18 protein-coding genes and 1 tRNA gene are annotated in these 20,107 nt (G+C 38.8%); 11 read left to right on the top strand and 8 right to left on the bottom strand.

Features of this window, described 5'->3' with window-relative positions; genetic code table 11:
- Window positions 1–71 precede the first annotated feature (71 nt).
- From A8B79_RS08870 to A8B79_RS08860, 3 genes are all read left to right on the top strand, one after another.
- Window positions 72–761, top strand: coding sequence for a response regulator transcription factor (locus A8B79_RS08870; protein ID WP_066221164.1), 690 nt, complete (start codon window positions 72–74; stop codon window positions 759–761).
- Window positions 758–2,035: a sensor histidine kinase gene (locus tag A8B79_RS08865; RefSeq protein ID WP_066221162.1), complete on the top strand. Its 1,278-nt coding sequence runs from the start codon at window positions 758–760 to the stop codon at window positions 2,033–2,035. The genes A8B79_RS08870 and A8B79_RS08865 overlap by 4 nt, the downstream gene beginning before the upstream one ends.
- A gap of 93 nt (window positions 2,036–2,128) precedes the next feature.
- A complete protein-coding gene (locus A8B79_RS08860) occupies window positions 2,129–4,519 on the top strand; it encodes an outer membrane beta-barrel family protein (RefSeq protein WP_066221160.1) in 2,391 nt (796 codons plus the stop codon).
- Window positions 4,520–4,577: 58 nt separating this feature from the next.
- Here A8B79_RS08860 and A8B79_RS16220 read toward each other — a convergent pair whose 3' ends face one another.
- The 3 genes from A8B79_RS16220 to A8B79_RS08845 form a co-directional block, all read right to left on the bottom strand.
- Window positions 4,578–5,234 (bottom strand): TM2 domain-containing protein, encoded by a 657-nt coding sequence (locus tag A8B79_RS16220; RefSeq protein ID WP_201118541.1) that lies wholly within the window; start codon window positions 5,232–5,234, stop codon window positions 4,578–4,580.
- 301 nt (window positions 5,235–5,535) lie between these two features.
- On the bottom strand, window positions 5,536–6,870 hold the full coding sequence (locus A8B79_RS08850; RefSeq protein ID WP_066221158.1) for an ATP-binding protein: 1,335 nt from the start codon (window positions 6,868–6,870) through the stop codon (window positions 5,536–5,538).
- Between the two features lie 105 nt (window positions 6,871–6,975).
- Window positions 6,976–7,049, bottom strand: a tRNA-Met gene (locus tag A8B79_RS08845).
- Window positions 7,050–7,309: 260 nt separating this feature from the next.
- Here A8B79_RS08845 and proS point away from each other — a divergent pair.
- The 5 genes from proS to A8B79_RS08820 all read left to right on the top strand — a co-directional run bounded on the left by proS (window position 7,310) and on the right by A8B79_RS08820 (window position 12,318).
- Window positions 7,310–8,779: a proline--tRNA ligase gene (gene proS, locus A8B79_RS08840; protein ID WP_066221155.1), complete on the top strand. Its 1,470-nt coding sequence runs from the start codon at window positions 7,310–7,312 to the stop codon at window positions 8,777–8,779.
- 130 nt (window positions 8,780–8,909) lie between these two features.
- Complete coding sequence (locus tag A8B79_RS08835) at window positions 8,910–10,412, top strand: NAD(P)H-hydrate epimerase (RefSeq protein ID WP_066221152.1); 1,503 nt, start codon at window positions 8,910–8,912, stop codon at window positions 10,410–10,412.
- Between the two features lie 13 nt (window positions 10,413–10,425).
- On the top strand, window positions 10,426–10,827 hold the full coding sequence (locus A8B79_RS08830; protein WP_082894118.1) for a VanZ family protein: 402 nt from the start codon (window positions 10,426–10,428) through the stop codon (window positions 10,825–10,827).
- A 70-nt stretch (window positions 10,828–10,897) separates the two neighbouring features.
- Window positions 10,898–11,539, top strand: a complete 642-nt coding sequence (locus A8B79_RS08825) for an energy transducer TonB (RefSeq protein ID WP_066221144.1) — start codon at window positions 10,898–10,900, stop codon at window positions 11,537–11,539.
- A 125-nt stretch (window positions 11,540–11,664) separates the two neighbouring features.
- Window positions 11,665–12,318: an energy transducer TonB gene (locus A8B79_RS08820; protein WP_066221133.1), complete on the top strand. Its 654-nt coding sequence runs from the start codon at window positions 11,665–11,667 to the stop codon at window positions 12,316–12,318.
- A 40-nt stretch (window positions 12,319–12,358) separates the two neighbouring features.
- Here the strand turns inward: A8B79_RS08820 and A8B79_RS08815 are convergent, their stop codons facing one another.
- Window positions 12,359–12,799: an NUDIX hydrolase gene (locus tag A8B79_RS08815; RefSeq protein ID WP_066221131.1), complete on the bottom strand. Its 441-nt coding sequence runs from the start codon at window positions 12,797–12,799 to the stop codon at window positions 12,359–12,361.
- Window positions 12,789–13,106 (bottom strand): DUF1844 domain-containing protein, encoded by a 318-nt coding sequence (locus A8B79_RS08810; RefSeq protein WP_066221129.1) that lies wholly within the window; start codon window positions 13,104–13,106, stop codon window positions 12,789–12,791. Before A8B79_RS08810 ends, A8B79_RS08815 begins: the two co-directional genes overlap by 11 nt.
- A gap of 112 nt (window positions 13,107–13,218) precedes the next feature.
- Here A8B79_RS08810 and A8B79_RS08805 point away from each other — a divergent pair, with 112 nt between their 5' ends.
- Together A8B79_RS08805 and serC are read left to right on the top strand one after the other, a co-directional pair.
- On the top strand, window positions 13,219–14,424 hold the full coding sequence (locus A8B79_RS08805; protein ID WP_066221127.1) for a DUF1015 domain-containing protein: 1,206 nt from the start codon (window positions 13,219–13,221) through the stop codon (window positions 14,422–14,424).
- A gap of 18 nt (window positions 14,425–14,442) precedes the next feature.
- Entirely contained in the window at window positions 14,443–15,522 is a 1,080-nt protein-coding gene (gene serC / locus A8B79_RS08800) for a 3-phosphoserine/phosphohydroxythreonine transaminase (RefSeq protein WP_066221124.1), read from the top strand.
- Window positions 15,523–15,591: 69 nt separating this feature from the next.
- Here serC and A8B79_RS08795 read toward each other — a convergent pair whose 3' ends face one another.
- From A8B79_RS08795 to A8B79_RS08785, 3 genes are all read right to left on the bottom strand, one after another.
- A complete protein-coding gene (locus A8B79_RS08795) occupies window positions 15,592–16,185 on the bottom strand; it encodes a rhomboid family intramembrane serine protease (protein WP_066221121.1) in 594 nt (197 codons plus the stop codon).
- Between the two features lie 211 nt (window positions 16,186–16,396).
- Window positions 16,397–18,727 (bottom strand): tail fiber domain-containing protein, encoded by a 2,331-nt coding sequence (locus A8B79_RS08790; protein ID WP_066221118.1) that lies wholly within the window; start codon window positions 18,725–18,727, stop codon window positions 16,397–16,399.
- A gap of 10 nt (window positions 18,728–18,737) precedes the next feature.
- Complete coding sequence (locus tag A8B79_RS08785; RefSeq protein ID WP_066221116.1) at window positions 18,738–19,247, bottom strand: T9SS type A sorting domain-containing protein; 510 nt, start codon at window positions 19,245–19,247, stop codon at window positions 18,738–18,740.
- 118 nt (window positions 19,248–19,365) lie between these two features.
- Here A8B79_RS08785 and A8B79_RS08780 point away from each other — a divergent pair, with 118 nt between their 5' ends.
- On the top strand, window positions 19,366–20,064 hold the full coding sequence (locus A8B79_RS08780; RefSeq protein WP_066221114.1) for a septal ring lytic transglycosylase RlpA family protein: 699 nt from the start codon (window positions 19,366–19,368) through the stop codon (window positions 20,062–20,064).
- Window positions 20,065–20,107 lie beyond the last annotated feature (43 nt).

The following is a 20,107-nucleotide window of genomic DNA, read 5'->3' as shown; positions in this document are numbered from 1 at the left end:
TGGATAGGCTCCTCTTTATTCAATGTTCTCTTCAGTTTTCCTTCAAAGTTTAGAGTTATCTTATCATTGCTATGAAAATATTAGTTATCGAAGACAATCAGGATCTCTTGGAAAATATTCTCACTTACCTGAAACGGGGAGGAAATCGTTGTGAAACTGCTCCCGATTACGATACCGCATTCAACAAGATCATGTCTTTCACTTATGATATAGTTCTCATTGACCTGATGATTCCGGGGGGCAGTGGTCTTCAGATTTTGAGAGAGTTAAAGTCTGCCCGCCCCCAAACCGGAACAATTATAATTTCTGCAAAAAACTCTCTGGACGACAAAGTCACAGGTTTGGAAATCGGTGCCGATGATTATCTGACTAAGCCGTTTCAACTTGCTGAACTTCATGCTCGCATTAAAGCTGTTTACCGAAGAAATAATCTTAATGGAGATGATGTTGTTCAGATCAATGAAATTGCTATTCATACAAAAAAGATGGAAACGAAAGTAAACGAAACGGTAGTGGATCTTACTCCCAAAGAGTACGACCTATTGCTCTATTTTTCTTCCAATAAAAATCATGTGCTTTCCAAGCAAACCATCGCTGAACATTTATGGGGTGATTATGTGGGGCATCTCGATAATCTGGATTTTGTTTATCAGCATATTAAAAACCTGAGGAAAAAACTTATTCAGGCAGGGGCAAATGATTACATCGAGAGTATTTACAGCATTGGTTACAAATTCAATGCTAACAGGAGATCCTCGTGAAGTTATTCACTAAGTTTCTACTCATTTATCTTGCCGTAAGTGTTGTTGTACTTGGTATAGGCGGTATTATATCCTATCACATCATTAAAGATGAAATAGACCGTGAATTGAAGTTCGAGTTTCTTGATAGAATTGACAGAGTTACTTACTTGCTAGAGCAAGGAAAAACCTTTGCCAAATTCAGAGAGCTCGATCAGGATGAAAATCTGATTATTACTCCTTTAAGTACCTTTAAAGAAAATAATACACAAGTATCTGACACATTGATTTGGGACGACCGTCTTGAGAGAGAAGAAAAAAATGTGAAAGTTTCTGCTTTCAGAAACATCAACGATACAACTTACTTTATTTCTACCTATGGAAATATGATCGAATCTAACGATGTGAGAGAGGCTGTTATTTCTATTCTGCTTTGGATTCTGGGTTTACAGGTGCTTGGTGCTGTCGGAATAGGATTTGTTGTTTCAGGTCCTCTTTTTAAACCATTTCGAAATACCCTTAACAGAATTCAAAATTTTCAAATTAACGAAAAAAAATATCTGAAAGCTGAACCAACCAATGTAAAAGAGTTCAGAGATTTGAACATCTTTGTTGAAGAAATGACAAAAAAAGCTGTTTCTGATTTCAATAATTTGAAGGAATTTGCCGAAAATGCCTCTCACGAACTTCAGACTCCCGTTGCTATCGCTAAAGGCAAATTAGAACTTCTTACTGAAACCAACCTGAATGAGCAACAATACAGCTATGTAGAAAAACTGGAAACAACACTGAATAAACTTTCGCGATTAAATGATTCTTTGGCATTGTTAACAAAAATCGAAAACCATGAATTTTCCACAAACGAAACGGTAAATATAAGTACGATAATTAAAGATGGAATTGATGCTTTTCAGGAGTTATTAAGCCTCAATAACCTAAAATTAGCTACTGATATCAGTGATTCTGTAATACTAAAAATCCATCCTTCACTTGCTGAGATTTTGTGGTCAAACCTATTCCGAAATGCTGTAAACCATAACATTCAGAATGGTGAAATTAATATTAAACTAAACAGTGACTATCTTGAAATTTCAAATACAGGAAAAGAATTGAATACTGAACCTTCTGTCCTGTTTGAAAGATTTAAAAAAGGCGAACAAAATTCTGATTCTATTGGCCTGGGTCTTTCCATCGTAAAAAGGATAGTTGATCAAAACGCAATGCCCATCTCTTATACCACAGAAAAAAACTGGCACACTGTTCGAATTAGTTTAAAGAGTGTAAAAACAGACTAAACTTCAAAATTGATTCAGTTTTGCTACAGAATCAACGCAAGGTTGCAGGTTAACTTTGATTGTATAATCAACTAACTCAATAGACGAAAGTGAATGTTTGATCTGAGATTGCTAGTTTTAACCTTTTTATTCTTACTCTTATCGGTGAGCTTAACGGCTCAGAATTCTGCTACATCCGGCAATCTCACAGGTAACGTTTTTGACGATGAAGGCGAACCTTTGATCAATGCTACTGTTGCGGTTTATAAAAATGATTCGCTACTGACCGGTACCGTCACTGATACACAAGGAAGTTTCTCGCTTCAACTCGATCCCGGATCTTATTCCATTGAAATTACTTTTCTGGCTTTTGCTGATGTCAGAAGACAAATAACCATAAAGTCAGGTGAAAGACTCGATCTGGGTGCCATCACACTTCAACCAACGGAAGCGGAGTTAGATGAGGTAGAAGTCCGCGGAGAGCGCTCCTATATGGAAATGAATTTTGATAGCCGCTCTTTTAATGTTCAGGATGATATTACAAGCCTCGGCGGTTCCGCTCTTGATGTGCTGGATAATGTTCCTTCCATTTCAACCGATTTTGAAGGAAACGTGAGCTTGCGCGGAAATCAAGGTGTTCAAATTTTAATTAATGGTCGACCTTCTAATCTTGTTAGGAATGGAACCGATGCCTTAAGCAGTATCCCTTCCGGATTGATAGAAGAAGTAAAGATCATCACTAATCCTTCTGCCCGTTATGCCGCAAATGGAACCGGCGGTATTATTGATATAATTTTGGTGGATGGAGCAGAACTGGGATTTAACGGAACGGTTCGTGCAAATGCAGGCTATCCACAAGATTACAGCCTTGGAACTAATGTAAATTATCAAAAGAAACGAATAAATTGGTTTGCTGACGCCCAGGTAGAGTATGAAAGTGAACCCGAAACCGGCAATACTTTTCAAAGCTTCAGCAATGATACCACTTATGCTTACAGCGAATCCTCAGAAACAGACGAAACGGAAAAAGAAGTTAGTTTTAATCTCGGAGCAGATATCTTTCTGGATAACGATCAAATTGTTACCATTTCATCCAGAATTAATCTGGAAAATCAAACCGAGGACCGAAATGTAAATTATATCGATTATAATCCTGATAACGATCAGGTGTACCAATCAGCAAATGAAAACTGGGGTATTATTCAGGAAACAGAACGCGAAGTACTGGAAGATGAAACTGAAAATGATTTTGATGTCAGAGTTCAGTACGAAAAGAAATTCAATAAAAACCGGGATCACAGATTAGTGGCAGATCTTGATTTCGAATTCGGACAGGAAAACGGAAAAATAAACTTTGATCAGATCGTACAACAAGGGAGCGGAACTGCAGTTCAGCAACGAACCAATGCAGGTGAAGTATACCGGGAAGCTCGTTTTGATGTTGATTATGAGCAACCTCTGGGCGAATCAGGAAAACTTGAAGCGGGGCTGCGTTATGATTATGAATGGCAGGATAATGATTATCTGGTAGAGGAATTTCAAAACGGGACATGGGTACGTTCCGGTCAGGATATCGGACCTGCTGATAATTTTATTTATTCTGAAAATATTAATGCACTGTATGGAATCTACTCAGGCGAAATTAAACCATTTACTTATCAGATAGGTTTGCGAGTCGAAAATACGAGAATCAGTTCCCGATTAGATGAATCAGGCACTTCCAGCTCTCAGGATTACACAAACTTTTTCCCAAGCGCTTTTCTATCCTATACCATCAATGAGCTGAACTCGGTACAATTAAGCTATAGTCGCAGAATTTCCAGACCTTGGTCAGGACAGTTATTACCATTTGTGGAAATCGAAAATGACAGAAACCGGGAAGTTGGAAACCCGGACCTGAAACCGGAATTCAGCAACTCTTATGAAGCAGGTTATTTACGCTATTGGGAAACCGGCTCCGTACTTACCAGTTTTTATTACCGCCACAGAACAGACGTTATTGAAGATGTATCTACCATTGATAATGGGATAACTACAGAAACTCCGATCAACCTGGCTACAGAAGATGCCTGGGGAGTTGAGTTTTCAGCTGACCAAAAGCTTTTTACCGGACTTCAACTTTCGGGAAGTTTAAATATTTACCAATCCAACAGAGAAGGCAGTTTTCAAAATCAGGTTTATCAAAGTGAATCGGAAACTTTTACCAGTCGTGTGAGAGTTCGGTGGCAGTTCCTGGACGGCTGGAACTTTCAGTCATATATAACTTATCGTGGAGCCCAACAAACCACACAAGGTACACGAGCCGGTCGGTCTTTTGTAGGCACGGGACTGTCAAAAGATTTTTTGGATGACAAAGCAAACATTTCTTTGAATATCAGAGATCTGTTTAATTCAAGGAATAGCGATCGTGAAATTATTCAACCATTTTCATATACAAACAGTAAGTACAGCTGGTCAAGCAGAGCCTTTCGTTTAAACTTGCGCTACAACTTTGGAGGAAAGTAAAAATCCGGAGCCGATTGCTGGGTTAGGAAATCTGCATTTGAACGATCTAACGGATCTTTTATGGATAAAAATCATCTGTTCTGCCGGAAATCTGATGCTTTTTCTCGGATTGCCTTAACTCATGGAATTTCATTTCCACGATGTTGTTGTGTTCCTTTACTTGTTTGCCCAAAGTAAATAGATCATAAGCTGCGCCTAATCCAAACACACCACCTGAGGCAAACCAACCAAGTCCCGTACCATATTTCTCCAGATAAAAACGTTGAAAGCCAAGTGTTCCAAAAAAACCAATCAACCATAACAGATAAGCGATCTTTTTTGATTTGAACTGACTTGGGTCTTTAAACCTTTTGGGAATCAGTGACTTCTTTCCGGTTCCCGCTTTTTCCAGAAATTCGTCGATACTTACCAGTATTCTCTTCGTTAACCTCTTTACTCTCGGATTGGCATTCTGAGCCAGTTCCAATTCCCCTTCAAGAATTCCTTTTTCAAAATTAAACTCATCCAGTAGTTTATTGATATCAATTTTACCATTCAGATGAGCTTTGATCTTTCGGTTCAGGTTCTGGAGTGAATCGTGAATAGAAGTGATCAGATTAGACTGCTCTTTTTCCTCATCGGACAGATCCTGCACAACTTCTTCGTACTTCTCGTACGCTTTCAGAAATACATTTTGAGCAATATAAATGAGTTCGAGCTGATCCGACCTGTTCACGTGATGTTAGTTTGTTTTTTAAAGAACCGAATAAAATCCGGTTAACTGATACCCGTATTTCGAAAATATGTTACGCGGTTAAGAAAACCTAGCCGAATAAATATACCGGATGGGGTTTTATATAAAAAAGCTCAAAGATTTAATAAGTAATTTATAAGGCATAAAATGTCCCATAATTCGATTCCTATTTTGGAATCAAAAAATGGACTCCATTAGTGGTTGTGACATGTTTTGGTTTCATTTAAATCTTGTAATTGTTTTGAAACTTCCGAAAAATGTCCCATAAAACGTCCCATAAATTTTAACCTTTAAACTTTGAATAATAACGTGTACCTCTCCCCCTTCCAGTTTTTTCGAACACTTCCAGATCAACTAATTCAGTTAAATCGCGGGTAATGGTTTTTCGACTTACATTGGGAAAATGTACCTGAAGATCAGATGCCTGAATTTCTGTTTCAAAAGCCAGTTCAATCGCTCTAAGTTGTCGTTCATTTAAGTCAAGATTGCTAATGTCCACTGGTTCGTTGACAGCATCAAAGCGAACAACAAAACCAGATTCTTCCTCGCTAAACTCTGGCTCTGGATGCCCAGCTGCTTTTAGTGTTTCTTTCATTCGTAAAGTTCCAGTGCCAAATTGTTCTATATACCCCGCTCTAAACAACGCCTCAGCTATCAAAGGATTTCTACGGATAGAAGGATGAGCTCTCTTCAGTTGATTAAGACTAATTCCATCGGGAAGTTTGCCTGGATTAGAAAAAAGGATGTGATCATTATATATTTTAACTTCAATAATTGAATTTTTAATATGGTAGCTTCGGTGAACTAAAGCATTCAAAAGAGCTTCTCTAATTGCTTCCAGTGGATATTCCCATACTTCTTCACGCTTGAATGATTCACTGGTTATATTATATCTTTTATTTAAAAGAGTTTTAATGACCCGCTCTGATTCTTGAATCTGGTTAGTGAGATTCCCTTGAATAATGTGATCAGCTACAATTGTAGTTTCCCCCTTTAAACGAGCTATACGAATTTTGGCATACGGAAATTCAGCTCTTTCACTATTGCCAAATAATAATAGTGCTGCGTTAGTAATTTTGTCCTTAACAATTAGACCAGTCTGGTTTAAAAAATCTTGAGTGTCAAACTGGCTCGGTGTAACTTCAACTATTCTCTCTTTTGCACGCATAGCAAAAGGTAAAATGTGTGCGTGATTCAAATTAAATTGAGTTACATCTTCCCGTGTTTTAGAGTCCCATGGTATATCTTTTAATAACAAATATTTCAATCCTTCTCGGTCAATTTCTCTTGTTGTATTCCCAACTCGTTTATAAAATCTTCCTCTCAAATCCACAGGTGCTTTGCTTTGAACAACCCTGATTTCAAGAAATTCATCGTTCCCATTTTTATGAACGAGCATATTTGGTTGAATTCCTAATCCACTCTCAATCTGATTTACAATTCTTTGCTGGGCTTTATCTGTAATTTCACCACCAAGAAGTGTACTATCATCTTTTACGCCTACAAAAAGGGAACCTCCACTGGTATTAGCAAAAGCACAGAGTGTTTTCAAGGAATCATCTTTAAATGATTCTTTAAACTCTATAGTTTTACTTTCTTTTAACTTAGATAAGTCCATGTTCTTTGATCAGCTTTTCTGTTAGTTATCAATTATAGTAGAAGGGAAGATCAAAATCATCATTAAAAAAGCTCAACCTGTTTCCAAGCTGAGCTTTTTGTAATGTAGCGTGGGACGGAATTGAACCGTCGACCTCACGATTATGAGTCGTGCGCTCTAACCATCTGAGCTACCACGCCATTTGTCAATAAATTGAAAGCTTCAAAACTCAAATTCCAAATGTCAATTTGTGATTTAGAGCTTTCGTGGCTTTTCTTTTTTTCAAAGAACTCCAAATATAAGGACTTCCAACATCAACCGTAAACAATTTTTCGGGGAAATCTGCTATAACTCACTTCTAAGTTTGTTACCTTTGGTTTTTCTAAACCCTGTCAGGGTTTAGAGATATTATCCACGAATAAAAAATTGCAGAAACCCTGTCAGGGTTGCACAGAAAATTATGGCGCAGAAGATCACAAAAAGAGAAAAAGATTATTCACAATGGTACTTGGATGTTGTAAAGGAAGCCAAACTCGCTGAGCATTCTCCGGTGCGTGGATGTATGGTTATCCGTCCTACAGGAATGGCTCTGTGGGAAAACATGCAGCAAGGCCTCGACAAAATGTTCAAAGATACCGGACACGAAAATGCTTACTTCCCTCTTTTTATTCCGAAATCTTTTCTTTCTAAAGAAGCTCAACACGTAGAGGGCTTTGCGAAAGAGTGTGCCGTTATCACTCACAGCAGATTAAAAGCTGTAGATGGCGGAGTGGAAGTTGATCCTGAATCCAAATTAGAAGAAGAGCTTATTGTCCGACCAACTTCAGAGACCATAATCTGGGATACATACAGAGGCTGGATTCAATCTTATCGTGATCTTCCGATCTTAGTGAATCAATGGGCAAATGTTGTGCGTTGGGAAATGAGAACTCGGTTATTCCTGAGAACAATGGAGTTTTTGTGGCAAGAAGGCCATACTGCACATGCAACTGAACAAGAAGCAGTCGATGAGACGCTCCAAATGTTGGAAGTGTATCGGACTTTTGCCGAAGATTATATGGCCATGCCGGTTATCACAGGTGTGAAAACTGCAAGCGAACGGTTTGCAGGCGCCGTGGATACTTACTGTATTGAAGCATTAATGCAGGATGGCAAAGCATTGCAAGCAGGAACGTCTCACTTTTTAGGACAAAATTTTGCCAAAGCTTTTGATGTAAAATTTCAGGATAGTGATGGCGATCACAAACTGGTTTGGGCAACAAGCTGGGGCGTTTCAACCCGATTGATCGGTGGACTGATCATGACGCATTCGGATGATCAGGGTTTGGTTATTCCTCCAAGATTAGCTCCGACTCAGGTTGTGATCGTTCCGATTTACAGAAGTGATGAAGAACGAGAAACTGTTCTTGAATATGGTGATTCCATTTACAACGAGCTTAAAGATCTTGGAGTCAGGGTAAAACTGGACGACAGAGATAATTACAAGCCGGGCTTCAAATTTGCGGAGCATGAAGCTCAGGGAATTCCATTGAGAATTGCGGTAGGACCAAGAGATGTTCAAAAAGGAAATGTAGAGTTAGCGCGAAGAGATACTTTGAGCAAGTCGTTTGAATCCAGAGAAGGAATTGGCGTTATGGTTAAGGAATTACTGGAAACTATTCAGGTTGATCTGTTTGAAGCTGCTAAGAAACGAAGAGAAGAAGCTACTTCAGAAGTAGAAACTTACGGTGAGTTCAAAAAAGTTCTGGAAGAAAAAGGCGGATTTATTTACGCTCACTGGGATGGAACTGAAGAAACCGAAGAGCTTGTTAAGAATGAAACCAAAGCAACCATCCGTTGTATTCCTTTAAAAACTGATGGGAAGGAAGGTAATTGTATGGTTACAGGAAAGCCTTCGAAACAGAAAGTGTTGTTTGCTAGGTCTTATTGATCTCTTTACCCAACTCTTTTTAACTAAACCGGTTTAAGTTAGAAAGTCTTTCTCCCTCGGGGGAGAAAACAAAAGAGGGGGTAAAATTTTGAGTATAATCTTGTTACAAACATAGTTTCTATTTAAACAAATGAACATTCCTCCATATCCATATCATCTTTGTTCTGCGGAACAGTGCCGGAGAATGGACGAGCGCACCATCAATGAATTTGGGATTGATGGATTCACTTTAATGGAGATAGCAGGTACTAAAGCTGCTGAATTTATTCTATCTGAAATCGATTATAGATCTCATGGTTTGTTTATATGCGGGAAAGGAAACAACGCCGGAGATGCTTTAGTTGTAGCGCGAATTCTTTCTGAGAAGAATCATCCGGTTACGATCTGTTTTGTTGGAGGAACTGATTCTTTAAGTAAAGACACTTCTAAGAATTTCGAACTACTCAAAAAATTGAAAGGAAACATCACTTTTATTGAATGGGACTCTGATTTCGATTTTAGAGAATACGATTTTGTTGTGGACGGCATTTTTGGCACCGGATTAAGTTCCGAAGTCAAAGCTCCTTATCATGATGTGATAAATGGAGTAAATCAGTCTGACAAAACTGTCTTTTCATTGGATCTTCCCTCAGGATTGCACGCTGATACCGGCAGAAAAATGGGAAACGCTGTACTTGCCGATTTTACGATTACGTTCGGAGCACTAAAAACAGGTTTCTATCTGAATGAGGGGTTCGAACATTCCGGAGAAATCGTACTGTGCGAACTTCCTTTTCCGAATCATTTTAAAGAGAAGTCTGCTTATCTGATTCATGAAGATTGGTTTACAGAATCAAGCATCAATCAAACACAACGCGAACACAAATATGATGGAGGAGTTCTTTATATAATAGCGGGTTCAGAAGGCTTGACCGGAGCGGCAGTTTTAGCAGCACAAAGTGCATGGGGTACCGGGGTTGGAGCTGTGGTTCTGATCACACCAAAAGGATTGCTCAATATTTATGAAAAGAACCTGACTCAAATCATTAAAAAGCCTGTTGGCACTGATACAGATACTTGTTTCTCAACTTCTCATTTTGAGCAGGTTCAATCGATCTTAAATGAAAAGCCGGGATCGCTATTGATCGGCCCCGGCCTTGGCAGAGATCCTGAAACCATAAAGTTTGTTCAAAAGATACTTTCTTATTTTAACGGAAACGTTGTCATCGATGCCGACGCTCTCTTTGCTCTTTCTGAATCTGATGGTTGGAAAAAACCTGATAATGCCAACTGGATTTTAACTCCACACCCGGGCGAGCTAAAAAATTTACTGGCTTCAGAAATTCAAGATGGGTTTGACCGGTTAATTCAAGTTTCTAAAACTGCTAAAGAAAAAAATGTTACTATTTTGTCAAAAGGATTTCCCTGTATTTTGGGAACAACTTCGGGCGATGCTTATTTAACGGGATATGATACCCGAATCTTTTCACGGGCGGGTTTCGGAGATATACTAGCCGGTAAAGTCAGCGGGTTCCTGTTGTCTTTAAAAGTATCTGATTCAACATGCATCAAGGCTCTAATTGATGGCAAACAAAAAGCAGGTATTCATTTTAACAATTTAAACTCTGAACTAGAGCCAGTTCATTTAATATAGACAGGAATCACCCATCGATATTATTTTTAAATATAAACGGCTCTTTGGCATTCTTGTAGCTTTCACAACCATAACTATATTGGTTGCCACCCTCTATCCATCTAAAACATCACTCTCTCTGAACATCTGGGATTATGATAAAATTGGACACTTTATCATGTTTGCAGGTTGGACTTTTCTTATTGGACTTTTCAGAGTAAGTAGCACGAAAAGAAAACCCCGTCTTTGGAAAGTATTTTCTCTTGGGTGTTTTTATGGACTACTTATCGAGTTTCTACAATATGTAGTTCCAACCAACAGAAGCCCGGAAGCTTTAGATTTTGTTGCCGATGCATTAGGCGCTTTGTTTGCAATTTTTGTACTTCATTTCTTATTCAAATCTATGTTCCCATCTGAAAAGGCTCATACTGCATGATTATGTTATACTAACATCTTTCAAAAAGAGATTTATTACCAGAGCACACCACTAACAAATCTCTTGCACTATGAAAAAGAATCGTTACTTCGACTTAAAGAAAAATCACTTTATACTTTCTGAAATAGGAATTATTTGTTCGCTTTTATTTTTGATCGCTGCTACAAATGTTAATATTGGATCTGAAAATGATTCCGGTATTTTAGATCAAACTTCTGTAGACCCGGAAAAAATTATTGACCTGCCTCCGGTCACCCCTCCCGAAAAAGTTGCTCCCCAAAGACCAATGATATTTACTCCCAAACCAAATGATACCCCATTGGATATCGATATTCCGGATTTCCCTGACTTTGGCGATTTTACTGATAGATTACCTGTTCCTCCTAAAGCTGAGACTACCGATGATGATGATATTGTTGAATTTTTACCAATAATGCCTACCATTATTGGAGGACAAGAAGCTTTGTACTCTAAAATTAAGTATCCAAAAATCGCTCAAAATATTGGCATTGAAGGCCGGGTACATGTTCAGTTCATTATAGATAAACAAGGAAAAGTTATTGATCCCGAAATTATCAGAGGAGTTCACCCTGACCTTGACGCAGAAGTTTTGAGAGTTATTAAACTTGTTCGGTTCTCACCGGGAGTTCAAAACGGCACCTTGGTAAAAGTAAAGATGGTACAATCTGTCAACTTCAAACTAAAAAGATAGTATTTGAATACTCAAACAGAATAATTATCCAAAAAACACGTTTTTTTTACATAAAGATTAAAATATAACTTGCAGTCAAACTGAAATATCATTTTCTTTAAAGTTCATGAAAAAAGGCATTCATTATGATTAACAGAAGAAAAGATTCGAAGGCTGATTTAAAGCGATCTTACAATGTTTACCTCGAAGTAGGTTTAATTGTAGCATTACTTTTTATAATTGCAGCTGTACGAATTAACTTATACAGTCCTCCCCCAACTCCTCCTCCGATCGATGAGCAGGAAGAAGTTGTAATGGAAGAGGCAATTCAAACGAAACAAATTGAAACTCCACCACCACCTCCGCGTCCACCGGTCCCTGTAGAGGTTCCTAATGACGAGATCATTGAGGATGAGATTTTGGATATAGCCGAGTTCGATTTGGACGGACCAATGGATTTACCACCACCTCCTCCTCCGCCAGATGATGAAGAAGAGGAAATCTTTATAGTTGTGGAAAATATGCCGGAACTTAAAGGTGGACAAGCTGGTCTTCAAAAACGAGTGAAGTATCCTCAGGTTGCAATCAGAGCCGGTATAGAAGGCCGTGTTACTGTGCAGTTTGTAGTTGATGAAAACGGTAACGTTCAGAACCCACGTGTTATTCGTGGAATTGGCGGTGGCTGTGATGAAGAAGCACTAAGAGTTGTAAAAACTGCTCAGTTCTCACCTGGAATGCAACGAGGTAGACCTGTACAAGTTCAGATGAGTTTACCGATTTTATTCAAACTCAGTAACTGATACATTTTCAGATCAAATTAAAAGGCGTGATTGGCAACATTCACGCCTTTTTTATGTCCGGTAGTTTTACTTTGAAATCCTCCAGAACGGGCACAAGATTTTGAAATCCGACCTTCCCTATCGCTTTATCAAGCTCTACCCACTCTACCAATTCGATCCCTTCTGAAGTTTCAGGAGTAAAAGATTGCGGGTTCTCAAAACTCATGGCAAACCAATAGGTGGTCTTGTGGTATATTTTACCTTTTTGATCGTACGAATGCTTTGAAGAAACCAGTTCGTTAGAAATCAATGGCAACGAATCTGCGCCAACCTCTTCCATCACTTCTCTTCTTGCGCACATTTCAATGGTTTCACCTTTCTCTCTTTTACCTTTAGGAATATCCCAAAAACCGTTTCTGAAGATCATTAAAACTTCAGTTTGGTTTTTCTCTGTTCTTCTAAAGACAATCCCGCCGGCTGCTTCTATTTTTTTATTCTTCACTCTTTGACTCTTCTGAAGACGTGCTTTCGCCTTTCTTTTTTTCGTCGGCATAATTTAAACGAAGAGTGGTGAGTGTTTGATCCAGAAATCCTTTCAGTTCTTGAGGAAGATTACCTTTTGTGTATTTATCCAACATATTCAAAGTATCGATGGCATATTTAGCTGAAGAAAGATCTTTCTCCATTTCTCCGGTTGCCGGGTTTTGAAGCTTACCCAGTCCCATCATAGCAATTTGCTGATGCTGTTGAATTAACATCATACACAGTAACTGGTCTTGTTGTTCAGGATTTAAATTATCAGTATTCATCTATCGATTTATTTCGTTTAGTAGTTTTTATAAAAATAAGGTGTTTTCACATAAATAAAGATGATTTTTAATTACCTTTATTTATACACCAAATCCAAAATTAATATCACGTATGGCAGTAGTAAAATCCTTTAAGGCATGGCGACCAAAACCTGAATCTGCAAAAAACATAATTAGTGTTCCATACGATGTGATCAACACTGATGAAGCCAGAGAATTAGCCCGAAATAAGCCTGATAGCTTCTTACATGTTATTCGCCCTGAGATCGATCTTCCTGAGAGTATGGATATTCATGCCGAAGAGGTCTACCAAAAAGGAGCTGAAAACCTATCCAAACTATTAGATTCTGAACATTTTGTTCAGGAAGAAAAAGACGCTCTTTACGTTTATAAACTGAACTGGAGAGGACGTTCTCAATCAGGAATCTTTGGTTGTGTAAGTGTGGCTGAATATGACAATGAAATTATTTTGAAGCATGAGCTAACCAGACCGGATAAAGAGGATGACCGGACAAAACACATAATTACTCAGCAAGCACATGCTGAACCGGTTATGATAACTTTTGATGATACTGCCGGAATTTCTGAAATGATGGAGTCAGTAAGTAAAGGTAAGCCTCTGTACCAGATCACAATTGAAGATGTAGAACACCTGATTTGGAAAGTTGATAACAGCGCAGAATTCGATAGTGCATTTTCAAAAATTAAAAATCTTTACATAGCTGACGGACATCACCGTTGCGCAAGTGCTTCAAGAACAGCTGCACAAATGAAGAAGCAGAATCCGAATCATACAGGAGAGGAAGAGTATAACTACTTTCCGGCCGTAGTTTTTCCGATGCAACAAATGGAAATACTTTCCTATAACCGAATTGTTTATTCTACTCCGGATAATTTTCTTTCTGTATTGAAGGATAAATTTGAACTGACGCAAACAACAAATTCTGAACCGGAAAACAAAGGCGATATATGTGTTTATCTGGATGGAAGCTGGTACTCGCTATCACTTCCTGAGAGTAATAGATCTGATGTTGCATCTTCATTAGATGTAGCCAGACTGCAGGAACATTTACTTGAACCATTACTTGGTATTTCGGATCAACGCACGGATAAAAATCTATTTTTTGTTGGGGGAATCAGGGGCACCAACGAACTGGAGAAGCTTGTTAATTCCGGCAAAGCTGATATGGCAATCAGCATGTATCCGACCAACATTCGTGAGCTGGTTGATGTTTCTGATGCAGGATTACTGATGCCTCCTAAATCAACCTGGTTCGAACCTAAGTTACGATCCGGATTTTTAATTCATACTTTTTAACTCACACTCACTTATTACATGAAACGCGCTCATAATTTTAGTGCAGGTCCAGCTGCTTTACCACTGGAAGTTTTAGAACAAGCTCAATCTGAACTATTAAACTACAACGGAACCGGCTCTTCTATAATGGAAATGAGTCATCGTGGGCCGGACTACACCAAAGTAAATACAGATGCTACCGAAAGCCTTAAAAACATCCTTGGTCTTGGAGATGATTTTGAGGTTGTATTCCTTCAGGGTGGTGCAAGTTTACAATTTCTTCAACTTGCGATGAACTTTCTAAATGAAGGTGATACAGCTGATTACATCAATACAGGTGCGTGGTCCCAGAAAGCAATTAAAGAAGCAAAGAGATTCGGAAACGTAAATATTGCTTTCAGCAGTGAGGATTCTAACTTTAGCAGAGTACCAACTTCCGGAGATCTGAATTTAACTCCTGATGCCAATTTTGTTCATTATACTTCCAATAATACAATTTTTGGTACGCAGTTCCCTTCTGAACCTGAAACCAACGGTGTGCCTTTAATTTGTGATGCTTCTTCAGATTTTCTTTCCCGCCCTATCAACATTGATAAGTATGGATTAATCTATGCAGGTGCACAAAAGAATCTGGGGCCATCCGGTGTTGCTGTAGTTATTATCAGAAAAGATTTTTTGGCTAAGATCAGCAAATCTGATATTCCAACTATGCTTGATTACCGAACACACACTGCCAAGTTGTTTCATACTCCGCCAACATTTACTATTTATTTGGTAAGCTTAGTTCTTAAGTGGCTGGAGAATAAAGGTGGCCTTAAGCATTTTGAAAAAGTGAACACCGAAAAAGCTGAACTTCTTTACAGCACTATCGATTCGGATGATTTTTATCGCGGAACTGCTGAGCTTGAATCCCGATCAAAAATGAACGTAACCTTCCGTTTACCTTCTGAAGATCTGGAACAACAATTCTTATCAGAAGCAAAAACTCACGATCTTGTTGCTCTTAAAGGACACAGAAGTGTGGGTGGTATCAGAGCCAGTATTTACAATGCTTGTGAGTTGAGTAGTGTAAAAGCTTTGACTGATTTCATGAAAGATTTCAGAAGCAAGAATGGATAAATTTAGTAATTAGTACTTAGATGTTAGAACGTATAAACAGCCTAACATCTAAGTACACAATACTAGTTACTAATTTAGTCCCAACATCGATAATACGTGATCGAGTGCAAAGGGAACAAAAGCCAGCATGTAAATCACTCCCCATGCAGCGCCTGCAATATGAGCTTCATGATTAATAGTTCCTTCCTTTTTGCTCGCGTAAATGCTGTATCCGATAAAGGCTACTCCAAATAACAGCGCCGGAATTTCTATAGGAATTAACATCAGGTAAAGAGGCTCAAATGGGAATAAGAGAATAAAGCCAAACAGAACAGCTTCAACTGCTCCCGAAGCACCCAGTGTTGCATACTGTGGATTGTCTTTATGTTTTATTAAAGACGGAATTGAGGATGCGATCAAACCGGTAAAATAGAGTCCCAGAAACTGAACCTCTCCAATCTGCATTTCTAAAACAGGCCCAAAGAAAAAGAGCGTTATCATATTAAATAACAAATGAGATACGCTTCCATGAACGAAGCCGGATGTTATCAACTCGTACCAAGACTTGTTCCTGATGGTCCGGTAAGGCATCATCATCCCAACTTCAATTACTTTTGGATTCATAAATAACCCAACAAGAGAAACAATCGCATTGGCTGCAATCAGATAATAAGTAATATACATTCTGTAGATAAATTAGATTAACAAGAAGATACAGCCCTTATAATCCTGACCAAAATTAAAACAAAAACCCGCTTGATAGAAATCAAGCGGGCTTACCTACAACCTGAACAATTTAACTAAGCTACAACAACTATTTCGGATCTACAGCAGAGTAAACACCCTTTGGTTGGTCCCTCACCAAACCTTCAGGTGTTTATTACTGCTGTTAATTTTAATCTTCAGTTAAAGAGTAGGTTGTATTTCCATTACCGGAACTCAACAATTTTTCGATTCGTGATAATCTAATCTCAAGTTCTTGCTGTTTGTCAACTTTAGCCTGAAGTGTGGCATTATCATTTTTTAATTCCTGCAGTTCAAGATTCAAAGCTTTTACGGCTTCGATCAGCACCGCTGTCATTTGTGCATAATTCACGGATTTCATGCCGTTTTCATCAGTCCGTACAAACTCAGGATAGATTTTCTCTACTTCCTGTGCAATCACACCAATTTGTGGATCTTCGTTAGATACATCTGTCTTCCACGTGTATGAAACTCCACGCATTTCCATAGTTTTCTCAAGAGCATTATCTAAAGTTCTGATGTCTTTTTTCAATCGTTCATCAGAAGACTGATTCAATGTTCCTGAAATATTGATATTTCCGTTTCCGCCGTCTAATAAGATGGTTTCCTGACTTGTTTGTCCAACAATATTCGTCTTCTTCAGACTCACAGCTCCCCATTCATCCGTACCATCTGAAGCTACATGAATCTCTGCATTTGTGAGATACCATCCATCTCCACTAGGGGTACTTCCGAAAATGTTTAAGAATGCCAGATCATTATTCTCCCAAGACTGACCTCCGTATTGGAAATTCGGGCTTGTGTCTCCAAACATCGTTACCTGTGAAGATTCACCAGAAGGGTCATTGCCGGCTGGGTCATTCGAAATATGGATATTTAATAAAGCTCCCAATCCACTTTCTTGTCTGGCTAGTGAGCTCATTTCAAACCATGATCTGCCACCTTCTGCAGCATTCTGAATTCCAAACTGGAGTGGTACATAGAAATTTTCGTTCTTATAAATATCCATGTAGAAATAGCCGCCATTCATTCCTGTAGCCCGTTCTCCATTTGCATAGTCTGCATTTGCAACCTGTGCACCTCCTTTATTGAACCAATTATATACGAATCCCGTCCCTTCTGAGTCAACATCACCATATTGCAAGGCTCTTCTTGACAGAGTTACAAAATTTCCATCCTGATCAGTGTTACGAAGAAATCCCGGATAGAAAGCTGTACTCCTCTGATACTCTGCTTCAGGTTGAGCTGAAATGAATAATGAATCCAGAGTTTGCCCGTTTGCACTTCCGCTTCCAACAGAACCAAAAATATTTCCGTTAACGGTAAGGTCTCCATTAATTATTGAGTGACCGTTCAAGATAGCAGCTGTATCACCTTCAGCAATAATTGCAATGTTTGATGTTCCATTAAAAGCTTGTGCACGTAAACCAATATTATTATTAGCTCCTGTTGCAACAACTTCTGCTCCCGTATTCTCTGTGAGCGAATTAAATGCCTCTGCACGTAACCCAATATTTCTTCCTTCAGCACTGGTTCTTGAAGTACCAATCAATCCAAAATTTCTGAGGCTACCGTTTTCTCCGGCAGAAATTCCTTGGGCACCAGTGTTACCATTTAAGTTTCCATAAGCCTGGAAGTATCCACCTAAGTTAAAGGAACCAAAATCTCCGTTTTCTGGATCTGTATCAGACTCACCATTTCCATCTCCTGCAGCAAGTCCAAAAACGCCGTAGTTATATTTAGCTTTAGAAGCTGCTTGTCCATGAACTCCTCTTCTAACACCTCCGGTAGCATCAAAATTTACAGCGCCTCCAAATAGACCAAAATGGTCTCCGGTTCCTGAGCCATTTGCCATTCCGTAAGTCCCTCTTTGGTTATTCGAATTAGATGCATCACTTATTGCTTCTCCCCAAATAGCACCGTTAAATCCACTAGATCTACTAAATACCTGAAATGGTTTTGCTGTCTTATCACCCTCTATACTGATAATCAATGAGGAGTCTGCATTTTCGGTATTTAAATCTATATTCAATGGTATCTCTGTACCTGTGCTACTTCCCTCAACCGCTTTTTGAGCAACTAGTGCATAAGGAACAGAAAGTAATCTTGTAGTCCCCAGATCCTCATATTCAGTACCTCCGGCAGGATCTATAGCTAGTTTCACGAAATAATTATCGTTTCCGAAATCAATCGCTGAAAAATCGTTTCCTTCAGATGCAGTTCCTTCTCCAATTACGATCTGGATTAGTCCCAAAGGATTCGTTGTCACAGTATGCGCTTCTTCATAAACGGGATTCCCGTCTTCTGTTCCTTTAATGATAGAAACTTGTACCCCTAAAGCTTGTTCAGCTAAAATATCTCCTGTTGCTCCCCGAGCAACCGCCTGAAAATTGAAGCCTTGTGGAACCTGTGCGTAAGCACTGACTGCTGTCACAAGAACTACGATAAAACTAAATACTATCTTTTGTAGAATTGATTTCATGACTTTTTATTTATTTGATTAATAACATTCTTTGTGATTTGAGCACTCTTCCGCCAACACGAAGTGTGTAGAAATACACTCCACTCGAAAGGTTAGCGGCTTGAAACTGTACGGAATGATTACCCGCTGTTTTTCTTTGATTCACCAATGAAGCAACCTTCTTTCCCAGAATATTGAATACATCTATTGAGACATCTGAGGCTTTTGGTAAAGCATAATTTATAGTTGTAGAAGGGTTAAAAGGATTTGGATAATTCTGACTTAAGCCAAACTCTTTAGGTAAGTCTCCCTGTTCATCAATAGAAGTTGGGATAACAGGAAGATCCGGAATAGAAACCACGATCAGGCTCATTGACTCATTCCCAAACTCGCCAACAATTGTTTCTCCGGCTGAAAAGACCAGAGATACGTTATTATTGGATACAAATCCTGAAGCCGGCAAAATCCCACTTTGAGAAAATACACTTATTGGCATTAATACGATTAGGCAAACTATATAAAAACAAGACTTATAATTCATAATATTCAATTTGGTTGTCGCTAACGTACTCTAATGCATCTATTTTTTCACTACCCATTTGGGTGGTATTTAGGTATATGAATTGTTTATCTTCACAGTGAAAACTCATCATCTATCTATGCGATTATTAAAACATGTGCTTCTGTGTGTAGTAACACTCATGTTTCTTATGTCTTGTGGCGCAACACGGCGGACATCTAATACAGGAGATGCGAATAGCACTGTAACTACATCTACATCCTCATTACCCACTAAAAAAGGGCGGTTAATTGAAACAGGAGTCGCAAGTTGGTACGGCCCCAATTTTAATGGTCGTTTAACGGCTAATGGAGAAACCTTTGATATGAATGGAATCTCTGCTGCCCATCGCACACTTCCGTTCAATTCAGAAGTTATTGTAGTAAATGAGGACAATGGAAAATCAATCCGTGTAAGAATTAATGATCGGGGTCCTTTTGCTAAAGACAGGATCATTGACTTATCAAAAGGAGCTGCTCAGGCTGTTGATATGATAGGTCCCGGAACCGCCAATGTTAAACTTTATCTTGTTAAAGGCGACCTCAAGAACTCAAGAGTCACTGATCTTAAAGTTCCTACCTACACTGTTCAGCTAGGCTCTTATAATGACCTCGCACCGGCTCAAACACAATCCAACAAAATAAAAGGCAGCCGAGTTGAAACTCTGAATCTAAACTCGGGAACGGTATACAGAATCTACTACGGACTTTATAAAGACCGTAGTAAAGCTGAAAAAGATATGCGGAGCCTTAAAAGACAAGGATTTAACGGTTTTATAAAACAAATCGAAAACGATTAATTAACCCGGGATTGATTCCGTGTGTTTTTCGGTTTAGCGATTG

Origin of the sequence: Balneola sp. EhC07 (assembly GCF_001650905.1) — a bacterium.
Taxonomy (GTDB): domain Bacteria; phylum Bacteroidota; class Rhodothermia; order Balneolales; family Balneolaceae; genus Balneola.
Note: the sequence above shows the minus strand (reverse complement) of the source record. Positions and strands in the feature narration are given on the sequence as shown.